Annotated in this window: 11 protein-coding genes; 7 read left to right on the forward strand and 4 right to left on the reverse strand. The window is 48.6% G+C overall.

Annotated features, from left to right (window positions below):
• Window positions 1-89 precede the first annotated feature (89 nt).
• From C161_RS22965 to C161_RS22990, 6 genes are all read left to right on the forward strand, one after another.
• Window positions 90-794: an AzlC family ABC transporter permease gene (locus C161_RS22965; protein WP_036673217.1), complete on the forward strand. Its 705-nt coding sequence runs from the start codon at window positions 90-92 to the stop codon at window positions 792-794.
• Window positions 785-1114 (forward strand): AzlD domain-containing protein, encoded by a 330-nt coding sequence (locus C161_RS22970; protein ID WP_036673050.1) that lies wholly within the window; start codon window positions 785-787, stop codon window positions 1112-1114. Before C161_RS22965 ends, C161_RS22970 begins: the two co-directional genes overlap by 10 nt.
• A 133-nt stretch (window positions 1115-1247) precedes the next feature.
• Complete coding sequence (locus C161_RS22975; RefSeq protein WP_051449896.1) at window positions 1248-1904, forward strand: SGNH/GDSL hydrolase family protein; 657 nt, start codon at window positions 1248-1250, stop codon at window positions 1902-1904.
• A gap of 298 nt (window positions 1905-2202) precedes the next feature.
• Window positions 2203-4194, forward strand: coding sequence for a heparinase II/III domain-containing protein (locus C161_RS22980; protein ID WP_051449897.1), 1992 nt, complete (start codon window positions 2203-2205; stop codon window positions 4192-4194).
• Complete coding sequence (locus tag C161_RS22985) at window positions 4187-6139, forward strand: hypothetical protein (RefSeq protein ID WP_036673056.1); 1953 nt, start codon at window positions 4187-4189, stop codon at window positions 6137-6139. Before C161_RS22980 ends, C161_RS22985 begins: the two co-directional genes overlap by 8 nt.
• A gap of 200 nt (window positions 6140-6339) precedes the next feature.
• The gene (locus C161_RS22990) at window positions 6340-7476 is read left to right on the forward strand and encodes a glycoside hydrolase family 88 protein (RefSeq protein ID WP_036673058.1); all 1137 of its coding nucleotides are present in this window, start codon (window positions 6340-6342) and stop codon (window positions 7474-7476) included.
• 384 nt (window positions 7477-7860) lie between these two features.
• Here C161_RS22990 and C161_RS22995 read toward each other — a convergent pair whose 3' ends face one another.
• Window positions 7861-8466 (reverse strand): methyltransferase domain-containing protein, encoded by a 606-nt coding sequence (locus tag C161_RS22995; RefSeq protein WP_036673060.1) that lies wholly within the window; start codon window positions 8464-8466, stop codon window positions 7861-7863.
• A gap of 211 nt (window positions 8467-8677) precedes the next feature.
• On the opposite strand from C161_RS22995, the gene C161_RS23000 reads away from it, so the two are divergent.
• On the forward strand, window positions 8678-11050 hold the full coding sequence (locus C161_RS23000) for an Ig-like domain-containing protein (RefSeq protein ID WP_051449898.1): 2373 nt from the start codon (window positions 8678-8680) through the stop codon (window positions 11048-11050).
• A 404-nt stretch (window positions 11051-11454) separates the two neighbouring features.
• Here C161_RS23000 and C161_RS23005 read toward each other — a convergent pair whose 3' ends face one another.
• Genes C161_RS23005 through C161_RS23015 form a run of 3 tightly spaced genes read right to left on the reverse strand, consistent with a single transcriptional unit; the run spans window position 11455 to window position 13097 of the window.
• Window positions 11455-12000 carry a chromate transporter gene (locus C161_RS23005; protein WP_017691072.1) on the reverse strand — a complete coding sequence of 182 codons (546 nt, stop codon included), beginning with the start codon at window positions 11998-12000 and terminating at the stop codon, window positions 11455-11457.
• 2 nt (window positions 12001-12002) lie between these two features.
• Window positions 12003-12590, reverse strand: coding sequence for a chromate transporter (locus C161_RS23010; protein ID WP_017691071.1), 588 nt, complete (start codon window positions 12588-12590; stop codon window positions 12003-12005).
• 12 nt (window positions 12591-12602) lie between these two features.
• Window positions 12603-13097, reverse strand: coding sequence for an Lrp/AsnC family transcriptional regulator (locus tag C161_RS23015; RefSeq protein WP_036616550.1), 495 nt, complete (start codon window positions 13095-13097; stop codon window positions 12603-12605).
• Window positions 13098-13269 lie beyond the last annotated feature (172 nt).

Here is a 13269-nt window from a genome sequence, read left to right on the forward strand (position 1 = left end):
CATATATATCGGTTTATGGGGACTGAAATTGGAGAGGGGTTGTAAGGCAGTTGGACCAAAGTACACTACAGATATCTGGACAGGAGAACATGGAAGAGGTCCAGGATCAAGCTACATTCATGCAGGGGGTCAAAGATTGTATCCCAACCCTGCTTGGTTATTTGAGTATTGGCTTTGCGGCGGGTGTTATTGAAATGACCGCGGGTCTGAGTCTGGCGGAAACGGCACTGCTCAGCCTGATTTTATATGCAGGATCGGCTCAGTTCATTGCAGCAGGCATGCTCGCATCGAATGGATCAGCAATAGCCATCATGTTTACCATATTTTTTGTGAATCTTCGTCATTTGCTGCTCAGTGCAGCTGTATCACCGTATTTTCGGCATCTGACCCCGCTTAAAAATATGTGGATTGGTTCACTGCTTACCGATGAGTCTTTCGGCGTGGCGATGACACGTGCGATTGGCAGGGAAAGGCTTAGTGAACGCTGGATGCATGGTCTGAATATTACCGCATATCTGAACTGGTTCGTGGCTAATATGGCGGGAGCGTACTTTGGACGCTGGATCACCAATCCTGAACGACTGGGTCTGGATTATGCCCTGCCAGCGATGTTTATTGGACTGGTTGTACTCCAGTTGGTGCATCGCAAAAACAAAAAAATACACATTAATGTGGCTATTATCGCCGTTGTCTGTGTAATCTTCGCCAGCATGGCTTCACTTGGCAGCATGAGTGTCATTGTGGCTGCGGTCATTGCGGCAACGATGGGAGTGTTCATGGAACGATGGAAGTAAGATGGGATGTATTCTGGATTATTATGGGTTCGGCGCTATTAACATTTATCCCGCGTGTACTGCCACTGATGCTGTTCAGCAAGATACAGATTCCAATGTGGTTATTACGCTGGCTGGAGTATGTACCCGTAGCAGTCATGGCAGCACTGATTGGTCAGGAACTGTTCATGTCGGGCAACCAGTTAGTGCCGATTAGGCACAATGCAGCTCTGTGGGCCTCCCTGCCTACGATTGCAGTAGCCATCTGGACACGCAGTCTACTTGGAACCGTATTGGTCGGTATTGTGGCTATGATGATTTTGCGATATTGGATCGGATAATTGCTAGGAGAGTCATAAGATGGCGACCCTCAGTGATGAAAACGCTATTTTCTATTGTGACCGAAAGGGATAAAATGGAGACTGAGGTGTTCAGTGTTTCCATTTTGCACAAGAGGAAGGAACGATTTCAATCATGAGTACAAGTCCATCCGTTATATTGTTTCAGGGAGACTCGATTACAGATGGGGGAAGATCACGTAATGATGATCCAAATCATTTTCTCGGACACGGATATGCGTATCTGATCTCCAGCAAACTGGGTATGGAACTGGCGGGCAAGCAAAAGACCTTCTATAACAGAGGCATCAGCGGGGATCGGGCATCCGATCTGTACGCACGCTGGAATGAGGATACCATTAGTCTAAAACCGGATCTGATCAGCATCCTGATTGGGGTTAATGATGCCTGGCGCACGATGAATGGTGAACCTAGCGGGGTAACGGATCGTTTCGGACGGGCGTATCGCCATTTGCTTGAAGAAACTCGGGAAGTGATGCCGGATACGGGGCTGATTTTGATAGAGCCGTTTATTCTGAGAACCGGAGCAACTGCGGAGAAATGGGAAGCCTGGGAAGAGTATATCGGTCAATATCAGAAACTGGCTCAAGGTCTTGCTGAAGAATTTGGAGCTGTGTGGGTGCCATTGCAGCAGACGTTTAATGATGCTCTGAAACAGGCGGATGCAGCGTACTGGTTATGGGATGGCGTACACCCAACCGCAGCAGGTCATGAGCTGATTGCACGCCAATGGTTGTCTGTTGTACAGAATTCTTCGCTTGCGATTGTGTAATAACAACAGCGGACAGTTGCGATATGGGCAGCGGCATTATAGGTATTCAAGATCAGTTGAGGATATAAGATAGTTAAGAATATGAGATAACCATAAAAAGCCTGTGGTGACAGGCAGAATGCAACGGAGAACCTGACGAAGGTTCTTCGTTTTTTTTGGTTAGGAAGGAGAAGGAAGTAACGTCGTGGAAAGGGTTCTAATGGATAATTCTTCAAAAATGCTATCATATCCGGTAAAATGAAATCGATTACATTATAATATGGGCATGACAATCCATTAACGAAGAGTGGTGAATCCAATGGAAGATTCCATTCACGAAGTCGAAAATGAAAATATAAACCAACGTGGTACTGAGAGCAGAGCATTGAGTTCCTTAAGTGCCGACAGACTCTTGGAGAAGTTATCCCGGCCTGAATTGGCTACGTTATACACAGACTTGAAGGCTTACGGTGAACGTGCCTTGAAAGAACCCATGCCTTCCTTGTCGTTCCGTCTATATCGACAGTTCAGCGATAGGGGTGAGCGAAAAGCCTATGAAGAGGCTTATTTCGATCGAAGGGGCAGACTTGCTGCTGTGGCGATGCTCGCATTAGACACAGCTAGGCCGGATGCACTGCAGGCGCTGGAAGAAATATTGTGGGACGTGTGTGGTGAGTATACGTGGTGTTTGCCCGCGCATCTGGGTATGGGAGAGGTCAACCAGGTGAATGGGAACATCGATCTGTTCGCCGCAGAGACAGTACATATGCTGGCCGAGATTGTGAACATTTACGCCGAGCGGCTGGATCGCCTTGTCATAGAACGGATCAGGTCTGAAGCAGAACGGCGAATCTTCACTCCGCTTTACCGGGAGCAACGGAAGTTGCACTGGCAGACAGCGGATCACAACTGGTCGGCGGTCTGTGGTGGGTGCTGTGGCATGGCCGCATTGTTGCTGCTCGAGGATGAGTCCACACTACAGGAATCGATCTCCCATACGGTCAGCTGTATGAACGCATTCTTGAGCGGATATGGCGAGGATGGCGGCTGTGCCGAAGGCATTGGATATTGGGTATATGGATTTGGTTATTTCACCTATTATGCCGAGATGCTTCGTGAGTACAGTGAGGGCGAACTAGATCTGCTGACGGGTTCCAAAATAACAGCTATCTCAGCCTTCCCGCTGCGAGTTCATTTGTCAGGTGGAACATTCGTAAATTATTCGGACAGTGCCGAGCAGGAAGAGATCCCTTCCGGATTGCTTTCCCTGCTCGCATCCCGATTTGGGTTGCAGGTGGATTTGCCGCTTCATATCCCACTGCTTACCGATGATCCCTGTCATCGCTGGGCTCATCTGTTGCGGAACGTGATGTGGAGCGATCCGGCAGTGTATGGTGATGAAGGTGCCTCTGCGCAGGCTGAACGGGGATTTATTTTTCAAAATCTGTGCTGGATGATTGCAAAAGGATCGTTCGATTCTCCGGATACAAAACATGCGAACGGCGCACCCCTTCATGTGGCTATTTCCATTAAAGGCGGGCATAACGATGAACCTCACAACCATAATGATCTGGGGCAGTTCATTATCCATTGCGGTGGTGAGAATATTCTGTGTGATCCAGGAGCAGGGTTGTATACCCAAGCGTATTTTGCGCCAGGCAGAGAGCAGCTGTTCCACATCTCGTCATCCGGTCATAACGTTCCGCTCATTGAAGGCCAGGAGCAATGCTCCGGTCGGCAAGCGCAAGCCCATGTGTTAGAGGCAAAGCTGGCAGAGGGTGGCGGTGAGCTGGATACTACTTTAGATCTGACATCCGCATACCCTGGGGCTGCTTCACTGGCTCGGTATACGCGCCAATTTCATTGGAAAATTTCTCCTGACGGTAGTAGAGATCGAGCAGAATTGCGTCTGATTGACCGTTTTCAATGGAAGAGCAGGGTGGTGTCTTCGGCAGAACGATTCTCTTCGGTGGATGATTCAGATGCAGGATGTTCGAGCGTAGTGGAGCGCTGGATGAGCAGAGTACAACCTGAGGTGGTGAAGAGCGGTAACCTTCGCTGGCAAGGCATACATGGAACGGTCCATATGACGTATGATGCGAACCAGTGGCAGGTTTTTACGGAGGTTATGAACACAGTTGATCATGGAAATGTTCCAGTCACATTCTATCGGACGTCACTATCATGGACAGGTGCAATTGATGAGACAGATGTTCGGACAGAACGCCCTAATTCGCTTGAAACGGTATGTGAGGTACGCTTCATCATTGAACCGAAAATGGAAGAAACCGAGGTGAGCATGCGTGAGTAAATATACATCTGCGTCCACATATCCATGGAAAGATGAACTCGAACATTACCGTACATTGGCAGAACAAGCGGGCCGCCCTCCGGCAGACGGCTGGAATAGGGAGCGCAAGTTGGCACTTGTTGAAAGTGTTGTTCGCGCTTACACACCATATCAGGACAGCCAGGGTGCAATTATCGACCCGTTCTCGGGTGTGGAGAGATATTATTCTACACCGGCCTATGCGATGGCTGCGGCAGTTCTGGTTGATGCAGGGCGTACAGATTTGCTCCAATCGGCAGCAATAGCCCTGTCACAGAGCATTGATGCCGTAGTCAATGGTAGCGCACCAGACAATCACCCTGATTTTTTTCCGGTGCTCATGATGAGAGCTTATATGTTGTTGAAACCACACCTGCCTGAACAAGCACAGATCTGGGCTGAGGCACTCAAGACGATCAGTCCTGAACAAGATTATGTATTTACGATGAGCAAGATGAACAATCCCAATCGCATGATTAACTGGAACGCCATTATGATCTCTGGCGAATATCTGCGGTGGCATGAACAGCTGGCGAATGAGGGTACTGCGTGGATGGATCGATATCTGGAAGCCTATCATCTACCCCGGTTTACAGCCCTTGGGTTGTATCAGGATGGACCGCTGGACCGCCCGAATTGTCCATTTTCCTATGATATTGCCACCCGTTATCACCTTGGGGTGATGCTCGAAGCAGGTTACGAGGGAACCACTGCCGATACGTTACGTGAGCAGCTGCGCCATGGTGCCTTCAGCTCGTTACTTTCGCTCTCGCCGCTAGGTGAGATTCCACCCCGTGGTCGCAGCTCCCAGCATCAGTGGAATGAAGCTGCCGCAGCTTATGTATGTTCTACACATGGAACGCAGGCTCTGGATGCGGGAGATCCGGTGATGGCGGGTGCTTTTGCACGTGCGGCCAATCGGTGTTTTGCTGCTGTGGAGCGCTGGAAGATGGATGATGGACGCTTGAAAATCGTGCGCAATGAATACGCGCCAGAAGATCGGCACGGGTATGAAATCTATACCAACCACACCTGTTACAACCTGTGGACGGCAGCAGCGCTTGCTCACGCTTGTCTCAGTGATCCGGGAGACGATGTGAGCGAAGTATACCTTCCTTCCGAGTTAGGCAGCAGGGTTTTGCAGACCGATGGGTGGTTTGAAACTGTGATTGCTTCCATACCTGGTCAGCAACTGGTATTACACACGGCGATGAATGATCCGTATACGATTCCTGGTTTGGTACGGATTCAACAGATGGGGTTACCTGGTCTGATTGGTCCGTCCGCTGCCAGCCATGTGCAGGCCGGGTTTACGGAATTTGCCGAAGGGGCGGTTCGTCCGCTCAGTTACTGTCCTACCTGGAAGACACCAGATGGGGTATGGCACAGTCTTGCAGAGGGGATTCCATCCGGTGGTGCATATGATCGGGATGTTGGATTAGACCCTGCTCAGGGAGGTGGTTCCATTGTGTATGAGAAGGTGGACCATGATACACGGAACCAAGTGGAGCAGCATCTGGAGGAAAGAGCGGCAGAAGATGGCGTGAACGCCTTGGAGAATGCTTTTGCCGTGACATGGGTCGGTCCATTACCCGGAATTAAAACATTGCTTACCCATTATGTACAACAGGCGGATGTGCTGACTATAACGTATGAATTCGAAGGAGAGATCGCTGCAGCAGGGGCACTCATTCCGTTGATGTTCCATGATGGTCGTGAACAGGCGGTGATTACCCATACGGATCATAGCGTACGAACGGAGTATCGAGGGGCGTATGTAGAATCCACTGCGCTGGATCAGGGAGCCATAATTCATCTGGAGGAACAGGCTGTGGCCTCCCGTAATGGTTTACTGAAGGAAGCCCGGATTGAAGTGAACGGAGCACGTAGGTTGTCATTTGCGATCCGATTGGGCGGGGTTAACTGAAGGTGTTCAGGTTGAGGATCATTAGATCTTCAAACATCTCAAAACAGCTCGAAGCATAGTTGAAAGTGTTATTCGTGGATGATTAGTGATATTTATCGGATAGCTATTGCAGTTACGGCATACGACGCTATAGATAAGTTGAGGATGAGCTGGAGCATCAAGCTTAGATGTCTGGTATTGAATCGAGGAGGGATATGTTCATGAACACATCAACGTCGGTAAAATGGCTCGAGGAAGCGTGGCAACAGGGAGCTGCCAAGACGATTCGGAATGCAAAGCGGATTAAGGATACATTTCCGCACATTGCCCCGCAAGGGACGTATGATCGGAATGATCCGGAATGGTGGACAGCAGGTTTCTGGCCTGGATTGTTATGGCTGGTCTATGGGGATGCTCCTGAAAGTGAAGCGGCGGCTTCGCTACATCGCATTGCCGAAAGCTGTGAGCGGCAACTGGAGGGTTGTCTGCGTGATCCCGAATCGGTGGATCACGATCTGGGGTTCATCTGGCTGCTTAGTGGCGTAGCCAACTACCGCCAGACGGGCAGCATGGATGGACGGCGGCGTGGCATGCTTGCCGCCAACCTGCTCGCTGCCCGGTTCCACGTGCGCGGTGAGTTCATCCGCGCCTGGAACTTCAGCTCGTCAGCAATGGATACGCGCGGCGTAGCCATCATTGACAGCATGATGAACCTGCCGCTGCTCTACTGGGCATCCGAGCAGAGCGGCGACCCGCGCTTCCGTTGGCTGGCTGAAGCGCACGCGGACACCGTGGCGCGCGAATTCATCCGCGCGGACGGGTCCATCTGCCACGTGGTGGAGTTCGATCCACACACGGGGCAGAAGCTGCGAGAGCATGGCGGACAGGGCCATGCTCCAGGTTCCGCTTGGGCGCGGGGCACCGCCTGGGCGTTGCACGGGTTTGCGCTGTCTTTCCGGTATACGGGCGAAGCCCGATATCTGGAGACAGCGGAGCGTGCGGCCGATTTCTTCCTCGCCATGCTTGGCGAAGAGATCGTGCCGATGTGGGATTTCCGCGCACCTGCGGAGCATCAGGTGGCGTGGGACTCGTCCGCTGCGGCGATTGCCGCGAGCGGCTTGATTGAGCTGGCGAAGCTGTCGCCACGCGGGGAGACCTATGCTGCCGCGGGAGAACGTATCGTCCGCGGGTTGCATGAGCACTATAGCTCTGGCGACTCGGCAGCGGAAGAAGGTCTGATCATGCAGGGAACGGTACATTACCCGGAAGGGCGAGGGCTGAATGTGCCGATTATATACGGCGATTATTTCTATATGGAAGCGCTGGCGAAGCTGCGTGGACATGCGGGGTTATTTTAAAAGAAGAATTGAGAACTACGGGCTGGAAGAACTGAAGGGGAGAACGGATTAGTAAGGTATTAGTGTTGTGAGCCTTCGAATTATTTCATTAGATTCAACTAGTTAACCAGTTATATATTCAGTATTTAGTTGTCAGTAGCATCATTAGCAAACCATCATCACCTGTCCGCATAAGGCTGTCTCCAGGATTAGGAACGATATTCCCTCTACTGGAGAAGGAGTATACCTAAGCTTGAGCTTTGAATAGACAAATCAAGGTGAGCGGACAGGCGGATGGTGTACGTAATCGAAGGAAGACAAAAGAATGTCTGGTCTATGAATACTCATTCTTACGGGTCCAGTTGGGGTGCAGACTTAGCTAAGCTCTACTGAAAGAATCGATTTTCACTTCGAAGGTGTACGTCTCAGGATGACAAAGTCGGCTGATGATTGATCTGGATAGCGCTGCGGAATAATCTCATGAACTTTGAAATCAGGGTAGTCGAAGAGATATTCAAACAGATTACGATCCTGGATTGTATCAATCCCCGGGTTGCCGTTTTCTTTCAAACGGGTGTAAAGCACCACCCATGCTGTTGAGGAGTGCAGAATATCATAGAGGGTATTACGAAAATCCGTTTCATCCGTGATGTGATATAACACATCGAGACAGACCGTCAGATCGGCTTGCAGGAAACCATGGTTAATCCATAGGCCTGGTGTATACAGCATGAAACTCTTGGACGAATCCTTGGCAAATTGGGAAGCACAACGCTTTACGGAAGAAGCCGCTACATCCACGCCCAGGTAGTCCTCATAATTCATGTATTGCAACTGGTTGCCATCCCCACATCCAAACTCAATGACACGATGAATCCCTTCACGTTGAATCAGTCCGTTCACGACCTCGGCCTTGAATTCAGCCAAAACCCCGTATGAACCCCTCCCGGAAGTTTCACCCGAACGATATGTTTCCTCCCAATACCCGATGTAATCAAAAGGCTGATGCATTATGTTTCCTCCAATCCTGTTAAAAGAAGTTCAAGACTGCCAATATACATAGGTATGCGCAATATTCGCAGGTATGATCGGTTGAAACAGGAATAGAAGATAAATTAATTTCCATAGAATTCCCTGAAAATTTCCTGAAAGTCTAAACATCTGCAAAGAACTTGCCGACATAAAACATAAGGAAAAAAATGATGATAATCGGGGGGAAATGATGTTAAAGCCAAGATTGACCAAGTACATGGTGATGATGCTGGTGTTGATGCTGAGTATTTCCAACGTAGGCTTGGCCGCTGCGGCAGATAAAGAACTGTCCAAAATTGTGGTTTCCAAGAATGAGATGTCGCTCGAAGTTGGTGATTCTGGGTCTGTTACGGTGACAGGGGTATATTCAGACAATACCTCGGCTAATGTAACGATTAGTACAACCTGGAGTAGCGAAGATACTTCGATAGCAACTGTATATAATGGTGCAATCACGGCCAAAAAAGAAGGTAAAGCGACGATTACGGCAGCTTACCAGGGACAGAGTCAGACTGTTCAAGTGAAAGTAACGAAGAAGGTCAAAGCTCTTTCGAAAAACGTGCAAAGTCTGGATTTACGCACGGGAGATACAAAAGAAATTATTTTGACAGCAACGTATAGTGACAATGAAACAAATAATGAAGCAGCAAGTACTGCAGAATGGTCTACCAGTGATGAGAAGGTTGCTACCGTGGTGAATGGTAAAGTAACTGGACAAAGCGCGGGTACAGCTGTGATCACAGCCAAAGTTGGCAGCCAAAGCGTGACGGTGGATGTTAACGTTGAAGTGGTTAAACGTGTAGATGTAGATAAACAGCAAGTTAACTTGCTGTTGAACAAAAGTGAAAGTGTGAAAGTGACGGCTACGTATCCAGATGGTACAACCAAAGATGTAACCGATCTGGCGGAGTGGACATCCAGCAATGAGAAGGTCGCAGATGTTCTCAAAGGCGAAATTACAGGATACTCGGCAGGTTCTGCCAAGATCACAGCCAAATACGGTACGAAATCTGTATCCGTTGACGTGGATGTGGATCTGACCAGCAAGCTGAGTGTGGAGAAACAAAGTATTTTCTTCCGTTTGGGTGGGGACAAGAATACAGCCAATATCGTATTAACGGCTTCTTATCCAACCAGCAGCGATGTGAATGTAACGGATCAGGCGACATGGACATCCAGCAACGAGAAAGTTGCAACGGTATTCAAGGGGCAGATTACAGCAATTAGCGCAGGTTCAACAACGATCAAAGCAACCTATAGTGGAAAAACTGTAGAAATTGCTGTAGATGTAGATACGGCAAGATATCTGGATATCAAAGATGTAAATGACAAGCTCGCCATGAGTGTTACCGGTGATAACAAGTCTAAGACATTGATAGCCAATGCCGAATATATTGATGCCAGTACAGAAAATGTAACTTCCAAAGCAACATGGACTTCAAGCAATCCAGATGTCGTATATGTATCAAACGGCGATCTGATTGCATACAAATCCGGTACGGCTACGATCACTGTAGCTTATGGCGGTAAAACGGTTAAATTCACAGTGAATGTAGACGTAGCAGACAAGTATGAGATGGACAAGAAGAAAGCATCGGTAGCCGTTGGTGGAACGACTTCTGCCAAAGTACTGGCGTTGTATGGTGAAACATCCAAAGATGTATCTGAAGATGCAACTTGGAGCAGCAGCAGCGACAAAATCGCTGAGGTAGATAGCAAAGGGGTTATCACAGGTGTTGCTACAGGTAAAGTAACCATTACCGCGAAGATTGAAGGCAAAACACTGACTCTGCCTGTTGAAGTAGGTATGGCTAGTGGACTGGAAGCAGATGTGAACTTCGTTGTTCTGTCTGCCAAAGAAACTCAGACGATCCTTCTAACAGGTACGGATGAGGACGGCAACACGTTGGATGTTACATCCGAAGCAACCTGGAAATCCAGCAATGCACGTGTAGCGGATGTGAAAAAAGGCGTGATTACGGGTAACAGCAGTGGTAAAGCCAATATCACAGCAGAATACGGCTCCAAAAAAGTGACGATCCAAGTTGAAGTGGATGTCATCACACGTATTGAAGCTTCCGAGCCGGTTCTTTCCCTGAAATCAGGCGATACAGCTGATCTGACGGTAACTGCCTTCTTGAGCGACGGTAGCGAGCGTGATGTTACGGACAAAGCTGAATGGAAAACGAACAGCTACAAAGTAGCTCAAGTGACCAAAGGTAAAGTCAAAGCTACAGGTTCAGGTAAAGCCAAAATCACAGCAAAATACGGCAGCAAGTCTGTAACGATTGCTCTAGATGTGGATACACTGAAATATTTGCAGACGGATAAAGTAACGTTGACCATGAAACCTGGTGAAAAGGTAACTGTGGCGGCTACTGCAACGTATGCTGATGGCAGTGAAGCGAATGTATCCAAACCGGCTCTCTGGAAATCTTCCCGTATTGCAACAGCATCGGTGAAAGATGGAATTATTCAGGCGAACGGCAAAGGTAAAGCAACAATTACGGTGACATTTGCAGGTGTGAAAACCAAAGTAACGGTAGTGGTTGAAGCAAAGTAAACGATATTTTTCAACTGTGAGTGTGAAACGTGGAAATAAAAACGGTGATGCCAGCTAATAGCTGGTATCACCGTTTTTTGTTTATAAACTAGGCATGTCTTCAAGCGCTAACGAATCTGAAACGTCTTATTCAGGGGTCTGGAGCGTTTGCAGAAATCTAAGGAATCTGAGACACGTTATATCGGAAAGTACAGTCTTTTATAGTGCTTTTGTCAGGTTATTTTGGTATATAACGTGTCTGAGATTCCTTACAATTTATAAAGAGGACCTAAAGACCAAATAAGACGTCCTGAGTTCCTTAGAAAATGAAAATAGTCTAGCCATTCGCCAACGCCCAGAACCACTTGATACACCCATTGCAGATGTATCAAGAGATTCTGTGACGCTCCCTGTATGTTCTATAACTACATCGTGTGAGACAGTACCAGCGCACCATAGGCAAAAGCGATCACGATCAGGATGGCCGGATGCAGCTTGGTTTTGGTCATGACCCAGAGCGAGATGCCTGCAATGATCAACGTCTGCCAGATGCCGATGGAATCAGTGGACAGCTGCCCGAATTCCCATGTGAGCAGAATCATGAGTACAGCGATAACAGGCTGTACGAGTAGAGTCATACCTTTGACTTTTGGTGACGTGCGATGTTTGTTCAACAGACGAAGTAATATAATTAGTGCGGTTGCGGAAGGCACGATTGTGGCAAAACTTGCGATAAATGCCCCAAACCATCCTGCTACGTGGTACCCGACAAAAGCAGCAATTTTGGTTGCAATCGGGCCGGGAAGGGCGTTACCAATCGCTAGTACATCACCGAATTGCTCGGTGGTCATCCATTGGTAGTGGTTCACAATCTCTTCCTGCATAAGCGGAATGGATGCCGGACCGCCCCCATATCCCAAGATGTTTGCTACGAAAAATCCCCAAAATAATTCCCACCAGGTCTGGAGCATCCTTAGGACACCCCCTTATCGGACTCGCCTTTGGACTTGAAGCGCTGAACCAGATCCAGATGGAAGACACCATATCCCAGGAAAACCGCGATCACAATCCCCGGATGGATATCCAGCAGCTGCAATAGTACAAAGGCAATTACGCCGAATAGGGCGGCAAAAACTTTACCAAGTCCCTTCCAGGCTTTCATGGCAAATTCATAAGCCATCATGCCCAGCATGACAAAAATGACTGGCCTTACGGCGGCTACCATGCCTGCTACCACTTTCGACTCGCGTAGCGCGTACATGGAACCGAGCAGAGCAATAATGGCAATACTTGTCGGCAAAATATGAGCGAGTACAGACACGATCGCGCCCAGCACACCTTTGGTTTTATAACCGAGATATGCGGCCATTTTGGTCGCGATGGGACCCGGAAGGGCATTGGCGATAGCCAAAATCTCGCCGAACTCCTCATCACTGACCCATTTGTAACGCGTAACGGCTTCGTAACGGATTAACGGGATCACCGAAGGGCCGCCGCCATATCCGAGAATTCCGGTTCGTACCATTCCGATGACGAGACCGTTGTAATCTTTCCAACCCATGCTGATTTCCTCCTAGAGTCTCATGCCCATCCGGCTTTTATAACGTTTCAACAATAGCTGTGATTCCACTTTGACGATACCCGGCATCTTATAGAGCTTCTCCAGCAAAAACTGCTCCATCTCTTCCATATCCGCAAAAATACCGTGCATGTGCAGGGTACTCGGGCCTGTCATATGATAAAGGCTGGTGACGGCTGGCTCTTCATCCAGTTTCTCAGCGACTTCATCCAGGAAGGGCGGTTCGACATCGACATTGAAAAAGGCCGAGACCTGAAGCCCAACCTTGCCAGGGTTGATTACAACGGTGAAGCGTTCGATGATTCCTTTTTCGGATAACGCATTAATGCGGGCCTGAACAGCCACACGTGACAACCCGATCTGTGTACCCAGATCCGTATAGGATATCCGGCTGTTGTGGTGAAGCGCGGCGATGATTTTGCGATCCATCTCGTCCAGATTGTACATTTGTGGAATTTCTCCTCCTTTGGAGGAGCGTTTCTCTGACATGTTGACCATCCTTTTCTCTCGCTATATGAAATGAACAATGAAATTTTACTAAACATACAATGTGTATGTGGTATTCATAGTTTAATGACGAATCGTAACTGGAGTCAATCTATTTATCATGATTATTGAATTTAACCGATTTTGAGCCTTCATTTTGTCATTTCGACCAATC

This window comes from Paenibacillus sp. FSL R5-192, from assembly GCF_000517845.1.
Lineage (GTDB): Bacteria > Bacillota > Bacilli > Paenibacillales > Paenibacillaceae > Paenibacillus > Paenibacillus amylolyticus.

Coding starts and splice junctions, on each gene's coding strand:
- C161_RS22965 (WP_036673217.1), top strand. CDS start 90: ATGGAAGAGGTCCAGGATCAAGCTACATTCATGCAGGGGGTCAAAGAT.
- C161_RS22970 (WP_036673050.1), top strand. CDS start 785: ATGGAAGTAAGATGGGATGTATTCTGGATTATTATGGGTTCGGCGCTA.
- C161_RS22975 (WP_051449896.1), top strand. CDS start 1,248: ATGAGTACAAGTCCATCCGTTATATTGTTTCAGGGAGACTCGATTACA.
- C161_RS22980 (WP_051449897.1), top strand. CDS start 2,203: ATGGAAGATTCCATTCACGAAGTCGAAAATGAAAATATAAACCAACGT.
- C161_RS22990 (WP_036673058.1), top strand. CDS start 6,340: ATGAACACATCAACGTCGGTAAAATGGCTCGAGGAAGCGTGGCAACAG.
- C161_RS22995 (WP_036673060.1), bottom strand. CDS start 8,466: ATGCATCAGCCTTTTGATTACATCGGGTATTGGGAGGAAACATATCGT.
- C161_RS23000 (WP_051449898.1), top strand. CDS start 8,678: ATGTTAAAGCCAAGATTGACCAAGTACATGGTGATGATGCTGGTGTTG.
- C161_RS23005 (WP_017691072.1), bottom strand. CDS start 12,000: ATGCTCCAGACCTGGTGGGAATTATTTTGGGGATTTTTCGTAGCAAAC.
- C161_RS23010 (WP_017691071.1), bottom strand. CDS start 12,590: ATGGGTTGGAAAGATTACAACGGTCTCGTCATCGGAATGGTACGAACC.
- C161_RS23015 (WP_036616550.1), bottom strand. CDS start 13,097: ATGTCAGAGAAACGCTCCTCCAAAGGAGGAGAAATTCCACAAATGTAC.